General features: G+C 50.1%; 21 protein-coding genes and 1 pseudogene. 1 reads left to right on the top strand and 21 read right to left on the bottom strand.

The genetic code is table 11. The features are described 5' to 3' along the window. Positions 1 to 70: 70 nt before the first annotated feature. The 3 genes from AC6I8D_RS20880 to AC6I8D_RS20870 are packed head-to-tail and all read right to left on the bottom strand — an operon-like array spanning position 71 to position 4,696. Positions 71 to 1,708: a carbohydrate porin gene (locus AC6I8D_RS20880; protein ID WP_497820835.1), complete on the bottom strand. Its 1,638-nt coding sequence runs from the start codon at positions 1,706 to 1,708 to the stop codon at positions 71 to 73. 10 nt (positions 1,709 to 1,718) lie between these two features. Beyond that, complete coding sequence (locus AC6I8D_RS20875) at positions 1,719 to 3,116, bottom strand: MFS transporter (RefSeq protein WP_497820834.1); 1,398 nt, start codon at positions 3,114 to 3,116, stop codon at positions 1,719 to 1,721. A gap of 17 nt (positions 3,117 to 3,133) precedes the next feature. Beyond that, on the bottom strand, positions 3,134 to 4,696 hold the full coding sequence (locus AC6I8D_RS20870) for an alpha-L-rhamnosidase-related protein (protein ID WP_497820833.1): 1,563 nt from the start codon (positions 4,694 to 4,696) through the stop codon (positions 3,134 to 3,136). Positions 4,697 to 4,898: 202 nt separating this feature from the next. On the opposite strand from AC6I8D_RS20870, the gene AC6I8D_RS20865 reads away from it, so the two are divergent. Continuing rightward, the gene (locus AC6I8D_RS20865) at positions 4,899 to 5,744 is read left to right on the top strand and encodes a helix-turn-helix domain-containing protein (RefSeq protein ID WP_497820832.1); all 846 of its coding nucleotides are present in this window, start codon (positions 4,899 to 4,901) and stop codon (positions 5,742 to 5,744) included. A gap of 300 nt (positions 5,745 to 6,044) precedes the next feature. On the opposite strand, the gene AC6I8D_RS20860 is transcribed toward AC6I8D_RS20865, so the two are convergent. From AC6I8D_RS20860 to AC6I8D_RS20775, 18 genes and pseudogenes are all read right to left on the bottom strand, one after another. Beyond that, positions 6,045 to 6,194, bottom strand: a complete 150-nt coding sequence (locus tag AC6I8D_RS20860; RefSeq protein ID WP_497820831.1) for a DnaT-like ssDNA-binding domain-containing protein — start codon at positions 6,192 to 6,194, stop codon at positions 6,045 to 6,047. Positions 6,195 to 6,821: 627 nt separating this feature from the next. Continuing rightward, positions 6,822 to 7,214 (bottom strand): annotated as a pseudogene (locus AC6I8D_RS20855) (uroporphyrinogen decarboxylase/cobalamine-independent methonine synthase family protein); the annotation flags it as partial. 567 nt (positions 7,215 to 7,781) lie between these two features. Next, the gene (locus AC6I8D_RS20850; protein WP_497820830.1) at positions 7,782 to 8,252 is read right to left on the bottom strand and encodes a tail fiber assembly protein; all 471 of its coding nucleotides are present in this window, start codon (positions 8,250 to 8,252) and stop codon (positions 7,782 to 7,784) included. After that, positions 8,225 to 9,730, bottom strand: a complete 1,506-nt coding sequence (locus AC6I8D_RS20845) for a gp53-like domain-containing protein (protein WP_497820829.1) — start codon at positions 9,728 to 9,730, stop codon at positions 8,225 to 8,227. Before AC6I8D_RS20845 ends, AC6I8D_RS20850 begins: the two co-directional genes overlap by 28 nt. Before the next feature lie 64 nt (positions 9,731 to 9,794). Next, positions 9,795 to 10,457, bottom strand: coding sequence for a UCP028438 family phage-derived protein (locus AC6I8D_RS20840; protein WP_497820828.1), 663 nt, complete (start codon positions 10,455 to 10,457; stop codon positions 9,795 to 9,797). Further along, positions 10,458 to 11,606: a baseplate J/gp47 family protein gene (locus tag AC6I8D_RS20835; RefSeq protein WP_497820827.1), complete on the bottom strand. Its 1,149-nt coding sequence runs from the start codon at positions 11,604 to 11,606 to the stop codon at positions 10,458 to 10,460. 4 nt (positions 11,607 to 11,610) lie between these two features. Next, positions 11,611 to 11,976: a phage tail protein gene (locus AC6I8D_RS20830; RefSeq protein ID WP_497820826.1), complete on the bottom strand. Its 366-nt coding sequence runs from the start codon at positions 11,974 to 11,976 to the stop codon at positions 11,611 to 11,613. After that, positions 11,969 to 12,583, bottom strand: coding sequence for a baseplate assembly protein (locus AC6I8D_RS20825; RefSeq protein ID WP_497820825.1), 615 nt, complete (start codon positions 12,581 to 12,583; stop codon positions 11,969 to 11,971). The genes AC6I8D_RS20830 and AC6I8D_RS20825 overlap by 8 nt, the downstream gene beginning before the upstream one ends. Beyond that, complete coding sequence (locus AC6I8D_RS20820; protein ID WP_497820824.1) at positions 12,580 to 13,695, bottom strand: phage late control D family protein; 1,116 nt, start codon at positions 13,693 to 13,695, stop codon at positions 12,580 to 12,582. Before AC6I8D_RS20820 ends, AC6I8D_RS20825 begins: the two co-directional genes overlap by 4 nt. Before the next feature lie 2 nt (positions 13,696 to 13,697). Next, positions 13,698 to 14,687 carry a hypothetical protein gene (locus tag AC6I8D_RS20815; RefSeq protein WP_497820823.1) on the bottom strand — a complete coding sequence of 330 codons (990 nt, stop codon included), beginning with the start codon at positions 14,685 to 14,687 and terminating at the stop codon, positions 13,698 to 13,700. Between the two features lie 296 nt (positions 14,688 to 14,983). Continuing rightward, entirely contained in the window at positions 14,984 to 15,247 is a 264-nt protein-coding gene (locus tag AC6I8D_RS20810; RefSeq protein WP_409520458.1) for a hypothetical protein, read from the bottom strand. A 255-nt stretch (positions 15,248 to 15,502) separates the two neighbouring features. Then, positions 15,503 to 17,782 (bottom strand): hypothetical protein, encoded by a 2,280-nt coding sequence (locus tag AC6I8D_RS20805; protein ID WP_497820822.1) that lies wholly within the window; start codon positions 17,780 to 17,782, stop codon positions 15,503 to 15,505. 73 nt (positions 17,783 to 17,855) lie between these two features. Beyond that, complete coding sequence (locus AC6I8D_RS20800; protein ID WP_497820821.1) at positions 17,856 to 18,356, bottom strand: hypothetical protein; 501 nt, start codon at positions 18,354 to 18,356, stop codon at positions 17,856 to 17,858. 16 nt (positions 18,357 to 18,372) lie between these two features. Beyond that, positions 18,373 to 19,425, bottom strand: a complete 1,053-nt coding sequence (locus tag AC6I8D_RS20795) for a hypothetical protein (protein ID WP_497820820.1) — start codon at positions 19,423 to 19,425, stop codon at positions 18,373 to 18,375. 269 nt (positions 19,426 to 19,694) lie between these two features. Beyond that, positions 19,695 to 20,132 carry a hypothetical protein gene (locus AC6I8D_RS20790; protein WP_497821057.1) on the bottom strand — a complete coding sequence of 146 codons (438 nt, stop codon included), beginning with the start codon at positions 20,130 to 20,132 and terminating at the stop codon, positions 19,695 to 19,697. Between the two features lie 145 nt (positions 20,133 to 20,277). Continuing rightward, positions 20,278 to 20,688, bottom strand: coding sequence for a hypothetical protein (locus AC6I8D_RS20785; protein ID WP_497820819.1), 411 nt, complete (start codon positions 20,686 to 20,688; stop codon positions 20,278 to 20,280). Between the two features lie 10 nt (positions 20,689 to 20,698). Beyond that, positions 20,699 to 21,130 carry a hypothetical protein gene (locus AC6I8D_RS20780; RefSeq protein WP_497820818.1) on the bottom strand — a complete coding sequence of 144 codons (432 nt, stop codon included), beginning with the start codon at positions 21,128 to 21,130 and terminating at the stop codon, positions 20,699 to 20,701. 32 nt (positions 21,131 to 21,162) lie between these two features. Continuing rightward, a complete protein-coding gene (locus AC6I8D_RS20775) occupies positions 21,163 to 22,716 on the bottom strand; it encodes a phage tail protein (RefSeq protein ID WP_497820817.1) in 1,554 nt (517 codons plus the stop codon). Between the last annotated feature and the right edge of the window lie 5 nt (positions 22,717 to 22,721).

The raw sequence follows: 22,721 nt of genomic DNA, 5'->3' as shown, positions 1-22,721 counted from the left end.
AATCACAGATTATAAAACGGGGCCTTATTCGGCCCCATTTTCATCTCCTGATAATCACGAGTGACGTATGTCAAAACCAGACTTCAGCCTGAACACCAAAATTCCAGGTCCCGCCCGAAGTAAATCCAACGCTGCCAAAATCATCATTTAAAGCATAGCTATCAAGTTCCTTTGACCAGTTCATGTACGTTGCGAAGAACCGGATTTCGGGTCGCGCTTTAATGTCGAACACATCACCCACTTTAAAAGTTGGAGCAAAAGTCAGCTTGTAAAAATCACCGGATACGCGCTGATAATTCGCAACATTTCCGTCATTCATATATGTGCGGCCATTTGAATTCAGGTTCATGTATTGCCATGATGCTTCGTAGAGCAATGCAAAATTCTGCGTAATTGCCTGCGATGCCCTCAGATTAAAAGTAGCCCAGTCATACCTGTCACCGTCCCGATAACGATCTTCGCTGTGCTGCGCGATTACCGAAGGGGCAATTTCCCAAGTGCTGTTTAAAGGAAGAATGCCATACGATGCAAAACGAACGCTTTTAGCCTCTGCCGTCAGATCACCGTCACTTCCCGGCTGCCGCGCTTCTGCACCGAGTCCCCGACCGAATTGCAGCGCAGACTCAGAAGATCCTCGCGTGATGCCGTAGAATTTTTCTTTATCATGGTACGCTAACATGCTGTAAATACCGCTTTTGGCCGTATTATCACTGCGTAAAGCGTAACTGCCAGTGGTCGAAGTGTTATCTTTCAGATCATCGTTTCCCTGTGCGCTCATGCCGGTAATCATCCACTGCCAGTTGTTCCAGAATGTATTGGCCGTCAGCATAACGTTCTGTACATCGTTATCGTCATATCTGTCGCTGCCCAAATCTCCGAAATTCCTTGCATAAACGGAAAAATCGCTGCTCAGTTTATCCGTCCATCTGACGTCATTGATACCGCCACCGGTGCCTCCCAAAAAGACTATATCGCTGTCGGTGAAATGAATATCAAAGTTATCCCGGTCAAAACGTTTACCCGCCCAGAGTGTTGAATCTGTGAACACGCTGCCAAAGCTTGGTAAGTCACCCATTTCGACATAAAGTTGTCGGATATTCATATGATGGCTGTCATTGTCCTGTACCCAGGGGTCCGGATTGTTAGCGCCGTCTGCCAGCATGGCTTTGAATTTCGCGTGAGAACCGTCACTGAACCGCATGTTTTTAATAAAGCTGAGTTCGACGTAGTTATCTTTCTCATTCCCCAGCCGCCCGACATGCGCATCCCCTCCGATAGAACTGGCTGGCGATACGCCAGGCCCGCCCCGGGCTCCTCGTCCGTTATTGTTAATCAGCATTCCTGAACGTGCATATCCTGAAAACTCGAAGCCGTTATTGTCGTCTTCAGATCGTTTGACATCGGTCTGAAGCGAACTGTCAGCCAGCCCGTCAACGGCTTGCGTTGCAGAAGCTTCTTTGACATGTATAGCCGCAACTTTCTTTTCGGCCGCTACAGCACGCTGTTCAGCCCGACTGGCTTTCACTTCCAGATTATGCGTCTCCTGCCTGGCTCTTTTGGCCTCTTCTTCCGCATGACTGAGACGTGCTTCCAGCAGTGCAAGTCTTTCTTCAACACTCAATTTTGATGCTGCCTGTCCCGACGAAGAATACAACAAGGTCCCCGCCAGCGCGCAAGCAAGCGCAGCGTTAGATTTATTTAGGTGCATAGCGGTTCCGTTATTTTAAATCAGCTTTAAGCTCTGAAATTATATTCTCATCAGCGATTTTTTTTACCGCATTGAGGCTTTTTTTTTGGTCATCTAATTCTCGCCTTATGTTCTCATACTGATAATCAAGCCTGTAAAAATAACGCATCCAGGCCATTGAAATAACAATCAGCAAAGCGGGGATATATAAATAACAAGCCTTTATCGCAAACAAAGCCGCAGGTGTCTGTACCTGGTTTGCTACATAACCACTAGAAGAGAGTAAAATTCCGGTTACGGCTCCAGCGCCGGCCATTGCCACTTTCCCAAGAAATCCGTTCACTGAAGTCAGTATTCCGGCAGTATTAATACCTGTCTTCCATTCACCGTAATCTACAGGATCCGCCTGCATTGAAAAATAAATAGCCAGGCGCTGGCCTGCACCTACAGAAAGAATAAACGCACCCGTCAGCAAAATCCATACCTCATTGCTCAGCATCATCAGAAGCATTCCGGCAAGATTTATAAGACTGGCAAGAAGGTATAAATTAATTTTTTTCATTCTTGCAGAAAGCCAGGGTACCGTCAGTGTACCGAGCAGGGGAACAAACGTTGAAATCCCAGCGGCTGCTGAAGTTATTTCATCGCTGCCGACCTGATAGGTAAAAAAATATACAAGCGCACCTGTTTGAAAGAAAAATGCTCCCCACATGAAAATGATATTAGTGGCAAATATTTTCCATGGTCCATTATCTTTAAGACCTAGCCAGGCTCTTTTTATCGTCATTTTTTCCTGTGTAACATGAATCTTTTCTTCAACAAATCTGAAACTGATAAGCAGGAAAAAGCTGGCAATGCACCCGAACAAAACAGCTGTATATAAGAACCCGTCAGACTGGTTACCGTTCCCCAGTGATTTAACCAGCGGAAGTGTCGCAACGGCAACCAATGTAGAACCTAAAGAACCCAGTATTATGCGGATGGTGGATAGGGTTGTACGTTCACGCGCATCGCTTGTGAGAAACGGAAGCATGGCGCTGAACGGAATATTCACCAGGGTATATAAAAGTGAAAGGCATAAATATGTAAGGAAGGAATAAGCAATTTTTCCGGTTAAAGAAAAATCAGGCACCCAGAAGGCAAGAATACACAGCAGGCCAAAAGGAACAGCACCAATCAGCAGCCACGGACGGCAGCGTCCCCAGCGAGTCGAGGTATTATCAATAACAAGCCCCATCAGGACGTCAGCGACCCCATCAATTAATCGGGTAGCCAGAAACATGATGCCGGCATAGTAGCCGGGAAGCCCCATAATATCGGTATAGAAAAACATCAAATATAAAGAAATTAACTGCCAGACCAGATTACAGGAAAAATCTGCTATACCGTATCCCAGCCTTTGTTGCCATAATTTTAGGGTAGAGGTCATAATGTTCTCTCTTTTTATTATTTACGAAGCAACCACGATGGAGTACAGCTCCATGCATGGCAATAACTGTTAATGACTGGACTTCCGTAGGGAGAGAGGCTGGCGTCCGCAGGATCAAAGACTTCCCAGAATGTATCCGCACCAAAATCGGCCATTGCGCCCCAGTAGGATTTTATGACGTTAACGGCCTCATCACGCTTGCCGCATTTCAGTAAGGCTTCAACGTAATGGTGCATCATGTAAGGTGTTTTCATGTGGATTTGGGGTGATGTGCTGTGTAAGCGGTCCAGTAGCTCTCTCTGAAAACTTACATCTCCGACATCGGCAAGTATCAGCCAGACCTGAGAAGCCCACGAAACCTGTTTAAACTTTCCACTCGTGAAGAAACCAGACTGCTCATCCCAGAGCGAAGTCATCACCCCTTTAACCAGACGTTCTTTCAGTGCATATAAGTAATGAAGGCTCTCCGGAGCGACAGCTTTTGCAAGCGTAATGGCTTTACTAACGCAATATATAAACACCCCTTGCGCGGCCGCTTGTTTATTCAGTGATTCATGCCAGTCAATAAACGCCCACCACTCTTCGGAGTCGCTGAAGACGCCCTGTGCATCAAGGCGGTTTACGGCCAGATCTATTTGCTGTTTAGCCGTGGGCCACAACTCCCGGGCAGATTCCTTATCATTAGTCTGTTGAAAATAGTCAGCCAGCGTGGCGACAAAAAAGAGTGAGTAGTCCAGGAGGTAAGTATCATCCGCCTGTACCTCAGGTTGCATAAACAGGTTTGCCGAAACCATGCCGTCGTTACGCGTCACGCCAGCAAAGAGATACAGGCAACGTTTCACGAGATCGTTATGTTGGAAGGTGGCGTAGTTCACAAGTGCCTGAAGGCGTAAATCACCGAGCCAGAGACGGCGATCACGCTTGGGGCCGTCCTCGAAAACCGACTGCATGCAGTTTTTGAGCGTCAGCACGCTGATATCATCGATTTTCTGAAGCAGAGGATCGCTGAAAATCTTGCCCGGATTTTTACCGGCCGCAGACGTTACGCTGATGAACTGAACATTGCTCAGCCGGACGCCAAATTTTCGGGATGTCGCAATAATGCGCACTTTTATGTAACGACAGCAGTAGCGTCTTTCAAGCACGATCTTTTCAGGCATTACGTCATAGTATTTATCTTCCTGCTGTAGCCAGGAGCTGCTCAGCCAGCCCTGATAAGCAGAGAAATCCTCGGCGACTTCAGCTGTAATTTCACCAAAGATGTACTTCATATGCACCGGGGCATCCTGTGGGCTGCCCACTGTTTCGGCAGATATTTCCAGATATCCCACGCAGTGCGTACCCAGATCCAGAATGAATTCCTCACCGCCGTACCACACGATTTCTTCCAGCTGCCTGACAGTTCTTCCCGGCTCTGCGCGCCAGCCGTGACGTAAAGAATTATCCCTTATCATGTGTACCTCCCCGACGGGAGATACTGCGTGCTTGTTGATAACCGGATCGGCTAACCTGGCTTTGGTCAGGAAAATTTCATTTCGGTTAGTTATATGCTGTTTAATTTGCTGAAAACCCTGTGACATTACCATCTCCTTCAGTTGATGCAGAAGATGGTAGGGCTCGTCCTGATATGGTGGCGTTTCTTCTTAAGACATCGATCTGCGTTTACTGTCAGTCAGGAAAAGGTAGGGCCGGGCAGCATCACAAAACCGACATCACGGCTGGATAGTGCAACGGGATTCTTTTAGTGTGGTGCCATTAAGTCCGAACCGAAAAACATGCAAAATGTATAAGCTTCATATTGACGAATACTTCGCAAAAACCAGTGACCAGTTTTCCGTATACACCAGTAATCCGGAAGACAACGATCGTGAGCATTGCCATGAATTCGATGAATTAGTTATGGTTGAACAAGGCCACGGGTTGCATGTTTTGAACGGTAAGCCTGGCTATGTACAGGAAGGTGATGTGTTTTATGTCCGATCCGGTGATTTCCATTTTTATGATGAACTTGGCACACTTAAGCTTACAAACATTCTGATTAACAAGACTACCGGATTTAAATACCTGACAAATGTTGATTTTATTTTGAATCAACTCCAGCGACATAATTCCTGTCAGCCCGGATGGATAAACCCTGAACAGAGGCAGCAAATCCTCAGTATTACGCAGCACCTTTCTGCTATAAAAACTGACGGTGATGTAACAGAGCTGGGCAAGGCTCACGAGGAGGCTGTATTTTTCCAGCTCATCATGTCGATAACACATTCCACACAGCAGGCGAGCAAAAGCCATACTAAATTCAGAACCTACCAGCTAATCAGCTGGTTACAGGAAAACTGTTTTGATGAAGTAAACTGGGATGCACTTGAAGCCCAGTTCTTGCTGACGCGTCGTACCATTCACAGGCAAATCAAAGAAACAACCGGTATGACCCCTGAAGGTTTCCTTAAAAGATTACGTCTGGTGACTGCGCGGGCAAAGATTCGCGAATCAGATGATCTCATAACGGCAATAGCTTTTGATTGTGGTTTTACTAACAGCAACCACTTCTCTACCTGCTATAAGGATGCTTTTGGACATACTCCTAGCCAGGAACGACTGTTTCATCAGTTACTGCGAAGAAAATAAAAATATTGAGAACTGCCATAGCTGAACAGTGCACGCCAAAACGCTGACTCTCACCACCGCAGTATCTACGATAGAAATGAGCTAACAAAGAATTCCGATAACTGATTGTGCGACTTCACCACCACTTTTTTTACAAGAAAATGTCCGCTTCTTGCTCATAACAGGTGCTGTCTGCTACCTCACCTACCCCTGAACCGCTCCGGAATTTCATAGGGCGCATCAGATATTGCGTTCACGTCACGGCGCCCTTCTCACCTTAAACTTTTACCCCTCCGCCAGTCGCTGAGCCAGCTTCAGGCCTTACTGTGCCTGTCTGAACTGTCTCCCTTCTGATCGCCAGAATGCGCGAAATCCAGCAATCTGGGCGGGTTCTGGTAGCTTATCAAGGGTTATGCCTGCCACTGCTGCAATCTGAATCAGATCAGAAGATGGTTGCCACTCAGGATGCATGGTGAACCGTACCTGTGGTACCTGCGAAAAGATATGACATGTTCACATGCTTGCTACCGGGTCATTCAGAGGCACAGGATCTGCCAGATTTCGTTGCGTTACCCCGGATGCGTTACGCATGTCCGTTACGCCAGGAGATGTTTCACCGTAATGCTGCGTCGTAACGTTACACTTTGCCTTCTGACGCTCACGATAACGCCGCTGCCGCACTGCTCCTTTTGAAGCTCACTGATTTACAGGGACATTGTTTTCACGAAAATCCGGTAAAATTATGCAGCGGTTTTCCGCATCGAAAATAGCACATCCGACAGTGGCCATCGCTTCACCGGAGCTATCGAATTTTGTCAGGACATCCACTAATTGAGATCGACGTTACACGTACGCTGCTGGGTCATAAAAGACAGGAGATGACAGATAAATATAACGACGATCGTGACCAGGGATGGAAGCATCTGGCGGTCAAAAATAATCCGCTTTGCAGAAGAGTTTTGCAGGGGTTTTGCAGAAGACCCTTTTTACAGCCGCTAAAACGGCGCAGATTCAGATGTACTCAGTCCGGGAGATCTCGGAAAACCGGCCGGATTATACCGTCCGGACTGAGCCTTTTCAGATGTGCAGAAAGGGGGATTATTTGCCGAGAATTTCCCGGCGCACGATGTCCGCACCGGCGCTTAACGCAGCCAGTTTGCCGCTGGCGACCTGACGGGATAACGGCACCATGCCGCAGTTGGTCGACGGATAAAGTTTATCTGCATCAACGAATTGCAGCGCCTTACGCAGGGTACTGGCGACCTGTTCGGCGGTTTCAACGGCGTTAGTTGCCACGTCAATTGCCCCCACCATCACCTTTTTGCCGCGGATCAGTTCAATCAGATCCATCGGCACGCGCGAGTTCTGACACTCCAGCGAAATGATGTCGATGGCTGATTTCTGCAGCTTAGGGAACACCTCTTCATACTGCCGCCACTCGGTGCCGAGCGTCTTCTTCCAGTCGGTGTTGGCTTTGATACCGTAGCCATAGCGACCACAACCTGAGTTATCTATATGTTTTAAAAGGATATGATTGATAATTTCACAGACAAAGACCTGCAAATTTTAAAAAACATAATCCTCTGATTTTTCAAAAAGATATCAAAGGTTTTGCAGAAGAAAAATGAAGAGTTTTTGAGCAGGACTGTCCCGACACACCTGCTGTAAAACAAGCGCAACCTTTACCTCACAGAGGTGTTGCACACTAATTGTCACGTTTATTTTTTTTGCTCAGCGGCCGCCTGGGTTGATTAATAAAAAGGAATTCATGATGACAACTATCTTTATGAATTTCTTATCTTTTTATATACCCCAGAATTCAACAATAAAAAAATCATTTTTTTTACCGCTTATGCTTGCCCTGCGAATTGAGATTGCTAAGATAAGCCATATAGCATCAGCGTCGAATAAAAATCCTGACTGATCGATTAACAAGCAGTCGTCTTGTTTTACTGATTCGCCAGACAAATAATAAAAGAATGCTTGTTAAGCATTCATGTTGCATCACCTCATATTAATCTGCCCTTTCATTGGTGGGGCGGATATTTTTTTGCGCATTTAATCTTCCGTCAAATTTTCAGCGACCTCAACCGGCCAGCTTATATTCGGAGCATCATGAGGATCAATTCGGTATAAAGCTGCCAGGTAGGTTTTCCACTTCATTAGATTGTTTTTTTCTTCTCTGGTCAACTCACCCACATCGGATACAACATTCAGCATCCGGATTTCACGATCGGCTTCTGAAAGTAAATAACTCTTTTTTTGCAGTGCCATTTCGTAAAGCGAGTGCTTATCAGGCTCGGGCGCATCTGCCCAGCAAGGCAAGCCTTGCTCATCCGCGCCGCGTGCTTTACCTGAGGGTGGCTGCACGCAATATTTTGCCCAGATTTCATCTGATACAGGCTTTACATCATCCGGCCAGCTTCCATTTTTTCTGTAATCGGCCTCACTGTCCATCAGATAGAATGAGTTTGTCTTTGCACTAAATCCATAAATCATAATCACTTCCCTATGCTCCACCAGAAACATGCTTTCTCCTGTTCACCAAGGAAGATGGTAAACTCACGTTTTGAATAAGAATGGATACTGGGGTTGTAGGTGCTTTTATGGCCGGTTTTAGTTAACGTCACCTGAACCCCCCAGCATGCGAAAGGGAACGTCAACGGAAACAATACAGAAGTCCTGTTATCTTCTCTCGATAATTTCCCACCCTGAAAAATCAGGCCGCTAAGCTTATTCTTGTACCACCAGTAATCGCCCGCCTCACCGCAGTCCAATGCATTTTTCATTTCACGCTGGATCCATTCTGATAACAACCCGCTGTCATTCTGGTTTTGTCCCCAGCGTTTACCAGTAATATCCCCGTTGTCAGAAAGCTTCGCCTCCACCAGACGGATTTCCCCGAGTACATCAAGGCTCCCATTAATGTGAAGATCCCCGTCGAGCTTACCACCAGTGAGAGGCAGAAAGTGCCCGCAGCCTTTAGCCTGATACCGTTCATCCGCCTGACGCAGATTAATCGCATGACCGGGCCCGGTGGCCTCAGCCACCGGCAAGGCCCCGCCTGCGCTTCCGCACATAATCCAGGCGGTTAAGGCGCTGTCCCAACGGACTTCAACGGTTCCGCTGCTGACAATTTCACCCCCAAGCAGTTCGGTATTTACAGATGAGAAAATGGGATATGCAGCGCTTCCATTTATGGAGAGCGTACCAGGTCCTGTATTTGCTTTTCTGGCCTTAAAAGCGAGCCGCATTCCATCGCTGAATGCAGGCGGCGGCGGAACTATACGCGCAACATAAGTATTGGATTCTCCACTGTCCGTGGCGCAGGTCATTGAGCCCTGCTGAATGGCTGTAACCAGCCCCACTTCCGGTAAAAAAGGGGCGTTATCTGCTGCAGCGATATTCGCCCCAGTGACAGCTGATGTGCCATGTGTAACGGTGATAACCCACGCCGCAATGTAGCCTGCATCGACGGATGGCGTTGACTGTGAGCCGGTTTTTGCAGCAATACCCGCTTTGAGTACCAGCTCACAGACACCTGCGCGTACCGTATTCTGTGCTGTACCTGAGTTGCCGGGGCCGCTGAACGCAACGGATGGCTCCGCCGCGTTATAGTACGGCAGTAAAGTCGCACCAGAATCCTGATCGGCATAAGCAGCCTGAATGAGATAGTTAATACTGTATCCTGCCTTCTCCGGCGCTTTCAGCGGGAATTCCGTGGTCGTAGTCACAACCCCCTGCTTCAGGATGGTGTCTGACGTATCGGCTGCAAGTGAAGAATACGCGGTATTATCGATATTCTGCTGACTGTAAATCTCTCCGGGTCCGACACGGATGGTCATCGAAGCAGGAACAGAGGGCGTACATACCAGCCCACGCAGATAAGTAGCCGTTCCCATCAAGACTGACGCGAGTTTTGACAGACCAGTCATCGCGTATTTATTTGTGTTGAGCAGGTCAGTCTCAAGCGGAATAGCGCCCGGATACACAATCTGGCGATCCATACTATCTCCTGTAAAAAAGGCCGCCCTTAAGGCAGCCCTGAACTGAATACGGTAAGACGTAGTTTTATATAATGCGCACCCAGACAAGGGTCCCTTCGGGTTTGATTGCTGCTATGGCGCTGTAAATCTGCGGGTCTTTAACAAAGCCGTAGATCATTTTCTGAGACGCATACTCGCCGCGGGAGGCGATGCTGTAACCTGAAGTGCCAGAAGCATACCCGGCGACGCAGGGGATCCCCGCTCCCGCCGGCCGGTGCACAATGATAAATGCCTGACACGGCAGAACACAGGAACCATATCCGCCTGCTGCGCCGTAACCCGTCATCGGGCCACCGTACACACCTGTATCCATAGGCCGTTGTGGCTCAAAAATGACCGGCGTGTGTCCGGTCATATTCTTAAGCGTGTCAGTGATGGACTGCCGCGTTCCCTTTTCACTGAACAGGCTATTCCTGATTTGATCTCTGAACACCTCGTCGGGCTCACCCATAGCCCGCTGCACTTCTTTTCCGAAGAAATCATGTGCTATCAGATCAAGCCATCCCTCTGAAGCCGTGCCAATCCTCGTTTGTAATCCCGCCAGGGTAAGGAGTGAATGGCACCAGGCCAGAGCCTGTGCACCTGCCGTTAAAATAGCATCCAGAATCGGGCTGTCCGAACTGAACCATGCGGGTGGCAGCAGTTCCCGGAGCCTGCCTTTAATTTCGTCCTGATCACCTTTCGCCATTTAACTCACCACGATGCTGCCGACACGGATAACCTCTTTGTCCGTCGCCGGAAGATCAGACGTTCCGCCGTTGAGGGTTACCGATGTGACATTAGTGATAAGTGGGCTGGTATCATATGCAATGCTCGAAAGACGTGAACAGGAGAGCAGCTGTCCCAGTCTGAGGCCTGTAATGTAATTTTCAATCGCAGCACGAACCATTGCAGCGACCACAGCATGTTTATCTGCAGCGTCAGTTGTAATGACCATAAAGACTCTTGCTTCAATAACCCGGGGGCCAAACACATCGAAGGCAACGGTAAAAGCCCTCACATCGTCGATGGCGCGCCGGGCGCGATTAAGCAGATCATCACCTGGATTGCCGCTGCCATCATCAATAATGGCGTAGAAATATCCTGGTTTATGCTGGCCATCAGGTATTTCATTTTCTGTCAGGGTGTAGGTAATACCACTTTGCAGCGTGGATAATGCATACCCGATAGCTGATTTCGTTGCCCGGGACAGCGAAGAAATCCACGCCACAAAGCGCGTCCGGAAATCATCGTCTGATTCGGCATCTTTGCCGTCAGAAAAATGAGCGGTATTGGTAACGGTATCAACATCAGGTACCGATCCCATGATGACGGACACCATGCCGATCTGTGCATTACCGGCCGCGCCGGCATTTTCCGCTCTGACCATCGCCTCAACAGAGCGCACACCGGCACGCATAAAATAAGCGACCTGCCCGGGGTCGTAACCCGATTCAGTTTTAGCCATGTCAGAACGCGACATGCCCTCGATAACGGTATAGGTCTGCGTACCGTCTGCTGTACTGACTCTGGAACCCACAGGGATCAGTGCCGGCTGCTTTGCGGTAAAGCGGCTGAATGTCACTGTTCCGGTTGCCTGTACTGCTGACAGCCGGATAAAGCTGTAGTCCGCCATCCAGCTATCAAGGTCTTCGCCGGTACAGGTAGACGCACGGGTTGTTACCAGCAGCCTGACAATAAGCTGCTGTATCCACATCACTACACCGGCATTTGACTCTGCGAGTGAACGAAGAATACTGCCGACAGACAAATCCACCAGCCCCCGGCCCCGTCCCTGAAGGGCTGCAATCTGATCACTCACCAGCTCTGCAAAGGATTTCAGATTCAAAGAAGTCATACAGTTAGCCCGACACGTCAAATATAAGGGTTTCCGGGGTACCGGCGATGGCATCGGTATAACGGATGATGACACTGACACCCTGACTGATAAGACTGAGCGTAACTTCCGGTGGCGGTTGCTGAGCAACAGCCTCCTCAAGCAGAAGCTGTCCACGAATCAGCGCCTTCCATTCATTCACATGAACGACGTCACCTACCTTGGCGCCGAGCCCCGCGCCGTATTCCGGATGGAAAAGATATTCACCCGGGTTGGTCATAAGCCGTCGAAGGATGCGCTGTTTCCCGCGCTCCGTGCTGCTGACCGGTCGTAGATCGCCAGCCGGTGAAATATTCAGATCACCACCGGTGAAATGCCAGATGTCATACATGAGATAATTTTTGACCTATTGTTCTGTCCGGCGTCATGGACAGACTTCCCCTGCCAGTCTCCAGATGTCTGTGCCCGTTATAGATGACCCGGATGTTATCAACCGTACCCGACTTACCATTGAGGTCACTGATCTGTTTCTTCACGACAAGATTGCCATTCATCAGGACGTCGCCGCCGGTGAAATGATGTGCCGGTGCGTCATAGATGAGCCTCTCTTTTGCACTCAGCATGACCTCCCCGTTGTTAAGGAACTTCAGGAGCGAGCCGCTCTGATGCACCAGCCAGAATTCCCCCGAAGGCGGCCCAGGACAACGGTCTTCATCGTTATAAAACTGCCCCGCTGCCATACCCACACCAGTGAGCCCCGAATCAAATTCGACCTCTGCCACTGCACCTATCATCGGGCCTGCGGCCATTCCCCAGCGATTACCTACCCAGGGTGAGCTGAGCGGTATCCAGCCTGTTTCTTCTCCCGTTGGCTGCAGCTGAACTTTTACTGCATAACTGTCCGGATCATAGGCGGTGATGATGCCCTGTCGCGTGCCGCTTTCACCCGCACTACTCTGGCGTGCCGTTGCCGCCATGATATTCAGCAGCGCTCTCATCGCCCGATTTCCAGTGCCGTGCCGTGGTTCTTACCCGACATATGCATCGTGTAGCCTGTTTCCAGGCTCAATGTGCGCCGCACCCGATCGCAGCGGTAAATCTGGTCGAACGGGCTCTTTGTACCCTGTATTCTTACCTGCATGTCTGGCATGAGCAGGTTGTCGCCTGCCGTTGAGCCGCTGAATTTCATCTCGTGCTGTACCACCTGCCGGTAGATGGACTGCGCCAGCGCATGGGCTGCCTCTGGCGTTAATCCGTTGCGTATGACGCGATAGACCTGAGTTTCAGATGAGGTTTTTCCGGGGACTGTGCTTTTGCCCGGGCCTGGGTAAGAGGCCATGGACTGTTTATTCTTTCGCTTAGCATTCCAGCTCAGCACTTCAACCGACACCCCTTTTGCAATGGTCAGCGAGCGTGAAAAAGACAGGTCATCGGAGATATTGCACTGTGGATACGCCTGCATGCCTGGCGGCTGCCACCGGATGACATAGTCGTCGGGACTCGCCGGGTCCCGTTTGGGTTCGAAGTGCAGACTGTCGCCGTTCACATAAACTGAGAAGTTTTCAATACCCGCCAGTGTGGTAATGAGGTCCCATTCAGTCTGCTCGCCGGTCAGATGCGCCGTATCAATCTGGTAATACTCACCAACCCGCTGCGTCGTTGCCGTGACCACCGGCGTCAGACCATGACGCTGTGCCAGCATGGTCGCTATCTGTGAGCTGGTGAGGTTCCTGAAGCTTTCACCCGGAGTCTTTGCATCAATCAGCCTGGCGGTGAAATCGCGCCCTTCTGCCGATATCTCAAACCGTGCCGGATCGTAATGCCAGCTATCGATATTGCCAGTGATGTGCTTTTTCTCATCAGTGCCTGCCCGGGTAATGATCGATATGAAAAGCTCGACCCTGATGGAGGTCTGCAACGCCCACCAGTTCAGCATCCTCATGGCCGGGGGCAGTGCTGAGATGGCCAGCATAAGATCAAAAGTCCCGGCGCCACGAAAGGCATTGTTCTCTATGCTGAACGACACAAAGGGCACGTCCATTCCATTTAAAAAACAACGCCCGCTGATATGGCGGGCGCTGGATCCAGTGAGGGAGTTGTTGACGTCCATTGTTAACTCGCCGGGCTGGTGGGAATTTTAAGTGTGCGGATACCGCTCAGATGCGGATCGGTGAGGTCATTTGCCTCGGCAATGCTGGCCCAAAGAGACGCATCGCCATACTGCTCTGAAGCCACCTGATACAGGTTACCACCCGAAAGCGTCACCGCTCTGACACCATCAGCCGTCTGGCCAGAGTTCACGTTTTTGTTCAGCCGCCCCAGTATTTCCTGCAGGCGGTAAAGGGCGGGGATGCGCGTGGTGTGATCTAACTGCAGGAGAAGATTGCTGACGGTTTTTGAAATGGGATTACCGGGCACCAAACCTCCCAGTGATGTGATGTCTGCGGCTGCGGCTTCAAGTAATGCCAGCTCATGCTCAACGATGTTGCGTGCGGCGACTAGCGGCCTGATAACCACCTGTATCTGCCCAACCGTGGCATGGGCAAAATCGGTAACCCGCTTCACGGCCAGATGCAGGACGTTAACTGCCTGCGTGACGGCATCAATGTTGATGATATTGGCCAGCCCCAGTGTACGTCCGAGGTCACTGTCGATCAGTCCTCGCAGGGCTCCGGTCAGTGCATCCATTTTATCCGGGAAGCCCTCATTGCTGACAACTGCCACCTCGATGGAATAAGGGCGGCGCCAGATAAATTCATAGACCGGGCTGAAAGCTGTAATCACGACTGTAAAACGATAATCATCCAGCGTCAGCACTACGGGGTGCCCTTTATCCCGCATCAGCTCCAGCGCACGCACTCGTTCACCGGCCAGTGACCCGATGATAATGCCTGACCAGGTCAGGGGCTCGTACTCGGTACCCAGCACATCAATAATGCGCCGGCCGCCAATTAGCTGATGCTGTACGGTTTTCTGCCTGCCGCGAATGGCAATGCGTTCAGGGACTTCAAATTGCATGAATTCGAACTCACCTAACATCAGGCGTGTAATCGTCGGATCGATACCCTGAGCATACTGCGTCAGTGAATTCAGTAGTGACATGCTGCGTTTGCCTGTATCAGGAGTGACTGACTTCGGGATATGGGAACAGCCGGGAAAAGCGGAAGATCATGAAGTTTGAAAAAAACGGATATGCCAGAATCACTGTTGTTGATGACGTAAGAGCCGTATTCAGTTCTTATCACCAGCCCTGAGCGGAGACCCACCTTAACCGGTATCTGACGCACTGATTAACAGTGAACAGGTCAGCAAAAAGTTTACGGTGGGCTTAACCTTTACGCACCGTTGTCTGCTGACCGTCCAGGCTTATGGGTTAAAACCTGCTGGAGCTGGTTAATTCACGAGGCATGACTGTTACGCCAATCATCAACCATTTCCTTTGAGACTTCCTTTTTATAACACACCGGTGCATATCCACCCTGCTTACTCCACGCACTTCGCCTCCCGCAGCTGCTGCCATTTCGCGCAGAGTTAAAAGGGCATGCACACACACCGGGATATGATGCGATTGAATCTTCGATAATAAGCTGACGGATTTGATCATCGGTTTGCTTCGACGTTTTCGCCTCAGACATACCAGCCCAAAAGACACTGGTGGCCATAAGAATAGAAAAGATAATTTTACTTTTATTCAAGATCCCCTCCAGAAGTGAGAGGAATAAATTAGCTCAGCACAACAGGCTGCAATCGAGTGAAAAAGAGGCAATATATTGCCTGTTCTGGTGTGACGAATTACCTGACAAAAACCATATGTCGATAAAGCCCGTAGACATGCCCCTGATATGGCTTCTTAAGGGCTTTATTCTGTTTCATGACGGCTACTGAATTTAGTGGCCGAAGGTTCACTGAACCTGCCGCTAGGGTGTTGAGAGTGTGCCGGGCTGACCCGGATAAACCATCAGCATTGATGGATCAAAAGCGCTGGTGGTGGAAGGTGCCCTGGAGGCCTGTTTACTGATGCCGCTCATTACGGTAGCCACCAGCACCTGGCGCCCTTCGTACGTCATCAGAAGGTTGACGGGCTGTGAGTCGTGACTTGCGGTCACTGGCGGTACCGGTGGGTACCGGCCGGTTTTACGATACCCCTGCTCCCGAAGCTGCTGTCTGTCGAAGTCCGACTGAGAAGGCGTCCAGGGCTTATAGTCAATCCCGTGATCAAGCGCATTCTGACGAGCCAGCCGGTCACGTTCCGCCATTTCCCGGCTATGCGATACCGTGCTTCCCGGATACAGGGCCGCCAGCGTTACGGCAGAGATGATGCCAGGCAGCCCGGTAAGCGCGGCAGTGAGTCCGGTCAGCCCCGTGGTGGCGCTTTTCCCGATAAGCAGATCGATGCCCCAGCCCGCCAGCTTAAGCGGTGACAGCAATGCACCAGCCGCATGTTTAATGAGCCAGAACCCACCGCTGATACCCGCCAGGCCCGTAACGGCCAGCGCTGCCTGCCCTGCAAACTTCGCCATCTCAGGGTATTTGTGTGCAATGTCTGTCATTCGCTTAAGTGAGTGCGTCAGGCTGTCCAGCCCATGCGTGAAGGTGTCCAGCAGGCCGCCATCCCTGCCCATTATCAGCTGCAGGTTCTGCCATTTCTTGTGGAAGTCGATCGCTTTGCCGTTATAGGTGCTCCCGACTGCACCATAGGCATCATTCAGTCCCCGCGCGATGCCATAGGCTTCAATACGATGATGAATCGTCTCAAGCTGCCTGTCGATCAGGCTGAACATTTTGCCGCCGGTCCGCCCGAATATCAGGGCGTTCTCACGCTGCTTTTGCTCATCCGTGTAATGATTCCTGCGGTATATTGGCAGGATGACGTTTTCATAGTATTCAACCGGTGACTTGCTGAAGAGCTGCGGGTTGATAAGCGGATTGCCCCGGAAACGCCTTACGCCGCCCAGGCTGTTGAGTTCAATTTTGCTGGCATCCCAGATACCCATTTTCATCAGGTCATGAGTCACCTGATTAGGCAGCCTGATAATACCGTTCAACCGGTTGTAAGCGGTCATCAGCGCATCACCTGCTGAACTGCCCTTCAGTTCACCGATGATGGGCTCAAGCTCGGCGAATAATGCTTTATTGCTGAGGCTGAACGCGGAGGTTCCCGCTTTGGCCATAAACTGACGGTACTGGGTGAAATCGACATTGCCACCTGAAGACTGAATGGCGCGAAAAACAGCGTCCATCAGTTCATTAAAGCGCTCAGGGCTTTTCAGGCCACCCGCAGTTTCTGTGAAGCGCAGCATATCCATCTGCTTAGCGGTGGTGGCTTCGCGCTGATGCTCATCCAGTCCGCGTGAGGCGAAGGTGAGACGCGCCAGCACCGGTGCTGCCAGTTTTGCCGCGCGCAGCTGCTCATCAAGCGTTTTTGCACCGGATTCGCTGAATACCCCCTGCGCCTCCACCAGATATTTCAGCATGTCAGTAGCAGATGAGCCTCTGACACGTGTGGTTTCCACGAAATGCTGTGCTTCCTCTGTCGCAGCCTGACTCATGCCGAACTGTCTGAACTTCTCGGTCATGGTCTGGTAGCGGGCCGCCTCATCAACAAAGCCCTTCAGCATTCTGAAACCCATATAGCCGGTGGCCAGGTTGGTCATGCCGTTTGAATATGAGCCTCCGCCAGGGGAATAACCATTTCCTCCGCCATGCCCTGCGCCGCCGCCCCAGCCGCCCGGTGGCACACCGTTACGCCAGCCATGCCACCAGCCACCCTGTTCTGAAGGCGAAGGCAGCGCAGGTCCCCCGCCATGGTTGCCATATCCGCCGCTGCCGCCTGCAGCTGCAGCGCCAGCGGCGAGAACAGGCAGCGTCATTGCCGTACCGTAACTTCCCGCCAGCAGCGGCGCATTACGGGAAGCACGGTTCATGCGTTGTGCCTGGTCTGCAATCTCCCGGATGGCACCGGCATACTCACGCGCACCGCGGGATGCGCCAGAAAACTGATTATTCAGAGAGCGATTAAGTGCTCGCAGCGCAGATGTTGCTTCGTAGGCGGCGCTGGTCAGAGCTTTGATGTTCTTTGTAATGGTGACGAACTTCTTATTGAGTTCGATCACATCTCGACTCACCTGCAGCAGATTGCGCGTGATCTGGTCATCCAGCGCAAGGCGCACGGCAACGCGGTAAGCCTGAACATCCATTGGGACCTCTTTTTACAGGCATAAAATATGCCCGCCAAGGCGGGCTATTTTATTAATTAATTGTTGCAACGGACTAACTCTTTTCTCTTAAGCCTTTTAATAATTCTCTTTGTCTCTTGAGTTTATTTTCTCTTTGAATCAAATGAGCTTTAAAGTCAGAAACTTCCACATACTTCATGTGTAAATGGAGTATGGAGGATAACGATACTCCAAATAGGCCACCAACAACGACAACGACCTCTTTGATAAAGATGTACTTTGCCTCACCAAGATAATAAACAACAAGCAACAACAAAGCAGTAAAGATATAAAAAACTAGCCAGCAGTAACACCGGAATATTTTCTTTGATATGTAATAATCAAGCCTTCTCTGTTCGGCGGCTTTAAGAGATGCACTTTCTTTTAACTCATTAGTTTTGTATATCACTTGTGAGCAAACGGCTACAGGAAGTAGTAGCAGGCCAAGCATACCAAGTGGAATAATGATGTTATTACCCAGAAGGAATGTTAAAAAATAAAACAGCAAAGCACCTCCAGTAAAAGCAGATGCGTATCCTATAAAATATTTTAACATTTCAACTCACCTTTAGTCATGTAACATCATCAATATCACCTAAACTTATCTTAGAATTTAGCCACTTATGCATTTTTAAATAAAGGTCATCTTCATCAACTAAACCATTATGATACTTTACACTTAAATTTCCCGAAAGGCGCAGGTCTTTGCCGACCAACACCCCCCCTCCTTTGAGTTCTATCTGAAAATCCTCATCATCCATATGACGCAAGGAAGTAGCTATGGAATCAATAACTTGCTGACCTCTTTTGGTGGTTTTTCTGAGATAGGTTATTTCTATTTGAACTTGCAAATTCGCTTCATCCAACGCTTCTTTTAGATCTAATTTTTCGACCCAGTTTTCACCTACTGCTGCGGCGATGACATCCCCACCTTTACCTTCAGGCATAAATTTTATTTTTCTAACCTGATTAACTTCAACCAAAGACCTTTCACTTGAAGGATTCTCTACAGCACTGCCTTTTACTGGAGCACCTATTTTTATACTTTTGACTGGAGCGTTTTGTAATTGACGAAATGCTTCTTCTGTTGGTTTATCCTGCAGTATTATCTCCGATGAAGAATCAAGAACACCTGCGCCTTTAAGTAACCAGTTAAGATGAGTCTCTAAATCTTTAGATCGTAAAGCACTAGACTGCATCATCACTATATGATTTCCATAAACTCCAAAATAAAGAAAGGAGTCAACAAACTCTCTTTTCGCACCATCAACCTGCTCTTCGCCTTCTTCATCTTTATCGCTTGAAATAGCTATCTGACTAGAGGTTATAGACTTTATGTTATAAAATGACACATCCCCATTCATCGTAAGTAATGCTTGGCTTCTGCCTTTTTCGAAGGAAATCAATTGACCAAAAAATAAGGTTTTAAAGTTTGTACTTTTGTTAATGAATCTTGCACCGCCTGAGTCATCCCCAGGAACTAGATATTCTTGTCTGTGATCAACCTTTTCAAAGGCACCTCCAACGCCTACTGCATCTTCGAGTATCGTTTGCAATGATGAGCATGAGTTTTTTATGACAGCCCTTTTGTAGTGCACTGCTTTTTGTTTACTTTCGCCAGCCATTCAGACTCCATTGGTATTAGACTAATCTTAAAATCAATCAATCATAAATGTTTAACTGTTGGCTGGTTAGCTGTAATTATGATCAGTTATATGACTGTATAAAAACACAGCACTGTTTTTTTGGCAAGTTGATAGAAGGAATCTATCTTGAAATTTTTTTAAGAAATTGATAATTAAATAAATTTATGATGATGTGTGAGTCTAATTTGATCTTATTAACGCTATTACATTAGTAGACTTTAGTCGCTGGCTAACTCACATAATTCTAATCAATAAGCCTTAAAGCCTTTAAAAATCGCCTGCTCAATTGCTTCCATCAGCGGGCCAATCCTCCGAACGTACGCCGGTCCTATAATCGGTCTCGGTGGTATGCGTTCAGTACCGACCTCCTGCCAGAGCCCGATGTCACTTTTGATCCCGACGATGGCAGCTAGCCCTACAACTTCACTCTCGATTGAGTCTCTGAGCTCGCCAGAACGCAGTAGTGGCTCGTCTTCGGAGTAACCTTGCCGAACACGATCGGCTTTGGTCGATTCAGCTAGCGGAGCCCAGGCATCAAACGGCCCGTAAGCCGGCTGGTACACGCCAATTTCTTCTTTCGCCATTTCCACAATCTCTTTGACGATAGCGCGGAAGCTGGCCTCCAGCCCGGTGGTGATTTCGGCTGAGGCAGAAGACAGTTCATGCGCAAACTGCTCAAGGTCCATCACTTACCCTCCTCCCACCTGCCCGTGTTCCAGTTATAAGCACCGCCCTCAAGCTCGCCAATGACCACACCCATCGCAATGCGCTCATGGGGCATCAGCGCTGTCAGGCTGGGAAAAATAACGCTGAACGGAACCCCGGACTTCATCAGCCAGCACTGGTTAATGAACCCGGGGTTCCGTGCGAGTTTTTTGCAGCGGTCTCCGTGGCCTCATCTTCTTCCTCTTTCGACTTTTCACGCAGCCAGGCGCTCACCGCTTTAAGCCCGCTTTTACCGAGGATGGCCAGCATGCTCTCAATCTGTTTCGGGTTCTGTGGCACCGGATATTCGTCCCCGTCAATGTCAGCAACCGCCGCAACCGGAAAGGCATACATGTTCATGTACATCACGTTGATGGACATTTCCGGACCGACCGCAACCGTCAGGCGGGATTCCTGCACCGGGTCCAGCTCGCGCAGGGTAATGATGCGCCCACCAGCATCCCTGACCTGATTTGATTTCACCGCAGATTCCGCCACTGCGGGCGGTGACGTTTCATGCACTCTGACCTGCACCATTATTTATTCCTCAGTTCACTTTTTTACGGCGGTTTGCCGTCCATGACAGGGTCTGGTTCACCGTCTTCTCGCCCTGCTTGTTCCCGGCATCGGTGAGGTGAAACGACACGCCTTCATACCGAAACACGCTGACCGTGCCATCCGCTTCGGTGATGGTTTCGGTAATGGTGCCGCGGGGCTGATCGATGCCGTTGTAATAGTTGTCTTCCCACTTCGCCCAGAAATCATCGAGCGTGGCATCCATACGTTCAGCCGTGATGGTGCCATGCCAGCCGATGGGGATTTGCAGTTCGTCAGTAATGCCATTCAGTGGCGTGATTTTTTGGGTCGAGACCTGCGGCTTAGAGTCAAAACTGATAATTTTGGGAATGCGCAGCCTGCCCGTGGGCGTATTGATATCGACAGCAATGTCGCGGCCTACGGTATAGCCAAGAGTTGGCATGGGTTATCTCCGGATTAAGAGTGCAGCAGCCGTTAGCGGGATGAGTCATTTGAGACGGAGATGGACACGCTGCCGCCCCCTTCCAGGTTCACCAGGAAATAGCGTACAACGTTCAGGTATTTCACCTGCACATCGGCCGTCATGTAGCCCAGCGCAACGCGGGAATCCGGGTTGTTCGTCGCATCGAGGCGCACCGCGAAAGCCGGCCCGCCATTCGGATCACCAATCATCTTCAGCGTCTCAAGGTTTGACAGGAAGGACTCCAGCGTACTTTTAGTCTCCCGGCGCAGGTCTGTGGTCTGATTGTCACCCACCACGCTTCCGAAGCTCGCCGCAATGGTCAGCGACAGGAAGTTGGTCATGCGGGTGTAGGTGTCATCGCATTGCGTCGGATTGGAGGAAGTATTACGCCCTGACCGCATGCCGAAGTAATTGCCTCCCGGACAGGGATTGGTGATGACGTCGAGGCGTGCTGAATTTATGGCACCGATTTCCGGTACCGAGTAAGGTCGCCCTGCAAGCTGCCGCTCGGTGGCAATGATGCCGGGGATGCGTTTGTTGAGGGTGGAGATATGTGGTGATCGGGCTGCAATATTCGCCGCCTCGAACGTTGCCGGCGCAACGATGCGGTTGATACCGTTAGCAGTGTCCTTCCAGGATGGCCAGTCACCCACGATTAGCTTGAAATGCCAGTCGTCTACGCCTGAGCTGTTGAGTGCTTCGGAGAGGGTTTTACATCCGGCTGAAGCCGCGCCCTGCGCGATGATGTAGGCACCCTCCGAGCGGGCAAACGCTGCCATTGCGGGCCAGCACTCTTTGCCGGTCACATCAATCAGATTGATGACCTGAGAGTTAGTGCCACGCAGGGCATACATGCCTTTACGTGGTCCTTCAATGCTGTCGGTACCGAGGAGTACAGCATCAGTGATGCCGGTCGCACCGTCAGTTCCACCGCTAAACGTGACCTCTTTAACCGCAGCCTGGGCAGGCGCTTCAGATTCGGTAACCGTCGCCCGCACAAGCTGGCTGGGACCCCGGATATTCATCTGGCCCTGATTCACCGCTTCAGCCATGGCTTTCCAGAGCGCATCGCCTTCGCCCGTAAGGTTATCAAACACCTCAGCACTAACTCCCGGCAGACTGATGGTCAGCTTTTTCGAGTTAACCGCGGTTCCGCTGCCGATGCCCGCGATAATACGGTTTCCACGCGTCCCGCTGTAGAGTGCCGCCAGCTGCAGAGCTGACTTACCGGCCTTTTCACAGAGCCTGCCACTGGCAGGCGTGTCGCGGCCATTGGTGACGCGAACGCAGTTCAGGTTTGAGGCACCCAGCTGAAGTGAAATGGCAACGGCCGTGGATAAGTCGTACGTCCGTTCTTTCGGCGTGCCCAGAAAAAATGCAAGATCGTTATCTGAGCTGATGCGAAAAGCGCTGTTAACCGGCCCCCAGCTTGCCACACCCACCAGCCCCAGCCCGTCGGTCGGCACGCCGTTAATATAACGCGCTCGTGGCGGAACAACCTGGACGTAAAGGTCAGGTGCCGTTAATGCAGACGTGTTGAGGTCGCCGGTTGAATAGATCGGCATGAATA

This window comes from Pantoea sp. X-Soil-MYKO-1785, from assembly GCF_059730675.1.
The sequence above is the reverse complement of the archived record's forward strand: the minus strand, read 5'-3'. Positions and strand labels throughout refer to the sequence as shown.

Bases quoted from the DNA above. Each gene is read 5' to 3' on its own strand.
- AC6I8D_RS20880 (WP_497820835.1), bottom strand. From the start codon at position 1,708: ATGCACCTAAATAAATCTAACGCTGCGCTTGCTTGCGCGCTGGCGGGG.
- AC6I8D_RS20875 (WP_497820834.1), bottom strand. From the start codon at position 3,116: ATGACCTCTACCCTAAAATTATGGCAACAAAGGCTGGGATACGGTATA.
- AC6I8D_RS20870 (WP_497820833.1), bottom strand. From the start codon at position 4,696: ATGTCACAGGGTTTTCAGCAAATTAAACAGCATATAACTAACCGAAAT.
- AC6I8D_RS20865 (WP_497820832.1), top strand. From the start codon at position 4,899: ATGTATAAGCTTCATATTGACGAATACTTCGCAAAAACCAGTGACCAG.
- AC6I8D_RS20860 (WP_497820831.1), bottom strand. From the start codon at position 6,194: ATGCATCCTGAGTGGCAACCATCTTCTGATCTGATTCAGATTGCAGCA.
- AC6I8D_RS20850 (WP_497820830.1), bottom strand. From the start codon at position 8,252: ATGTTTCTGGTGGAGCATAGGGAAGTGATTATGATTTATGGATTTAGT.
- AC6I8D_RS20845 (WP_497820829.1), bottom strand. From the start codon at position 9,730: ATGGATCGCCAGATTGTGTATCCGGGCGCTATTCCGCTTGAGACTGAC.
- AC6I8D_RS20840 (WP_497820828.1), bottom strand. From the start codon at position 10,457: ATGGCGAAAGGTGATCAGGACGAAATTAAAGGCAGGCTCCGGGAACTG.
- AC6I8D_RS20835 (WP_497820827.1), bottom strand. From the start codon at position 11,606: ATGACTTCTTTGAATCTGAAATCCTTTGCAGAGCTGGTGAGTGATCAG.
- AC6I8D_RS20830 (WP_497820826.1), bottom strand. From the start codon at position 11,976: ATGTATGACATCTGGCATTTCACCGGTGGTGATCTGAATATTTCACCG.
- AC6I8D_RS20825 (WP_497820825.1), bottom strand. From the start codon at position 12,583: ATGAGAGCGCTGCTGAATATCATGGCGGCAACGGCACGCCAGAGTAGT.
- AC6I8D_RS20820 (WP_497820824.1), bottom strand. From the start codon at position 13,695: ATGGACGTCAACAACTCCCTCACTGGATCCAGCGCCCGCCATATCAGC.
- AC6I8D_RS20815 (WP_497820823.1), bottom strand. From the start codon at position 14,687: ATGTCACTACTGAATTCACTGACGCAGTATGCTCAGGGTATCGATCCG.
- AC6I8D_RS20810 (WP_409520458.1), bottom strand. From the start codon at position 15,247: ATGGCCACCAGTGTCTTTTGGGCTGGTATGTCTGAGGCGAAAACGTCG.
- AC6I8D_RS20805 (WP_497820822.1), bottom strand. From the start codon at position 17,782: ATGGATGTTCAGGCTTACCGCGTTGCCGTGCGCCTTGCGCTGGATGAC.
- AC6I8D_RS20800 (WP_497820821.1), bottom strand. From the start codon at position 18,356: ATGTTAAAATATTTTATAGGATACGCATCTGCTTTTACTGGAGGTGCT.
- AC6I8D_RS20795 (WP_497820820.1), bottom strand. From the start codon at position 19,425: ATGGCTGGCGAAAGTAAACAAAAAGCAGTGCACTACAAAAGGGCTGTC.
- AC6I8D_RS20790 (WP_497821057.1), bottom strand. From the start codon at position 20,132: ATGGACCTTGAGCAGTTTGCGCATGAACTGTCTTCTGCCTCAGCCGAA.
- AC6I8D_RS20785 (WP_497820819.1), bottom strand. From the start codon at position 20,688: ATGGTGCAGGTCAGAGTGCATGAAACGTCACCGCCCGCAGTGGCGGAA.
- AC6I8D_RS20780 (WP_497820818.1), bottom strand. From the start codon at position 21,130: ATGCCAACTCTTGGCTATACCGTAGGCCGCGACATTGCTGTCGATATC.
- AC6I8D_RS20775 (WP_497820817.1), bottom strand. From the start codon at position 22,716: ATGCCGATCTATTCAACCGGCGACCTCAACACGTCTGCATTAACGGCA.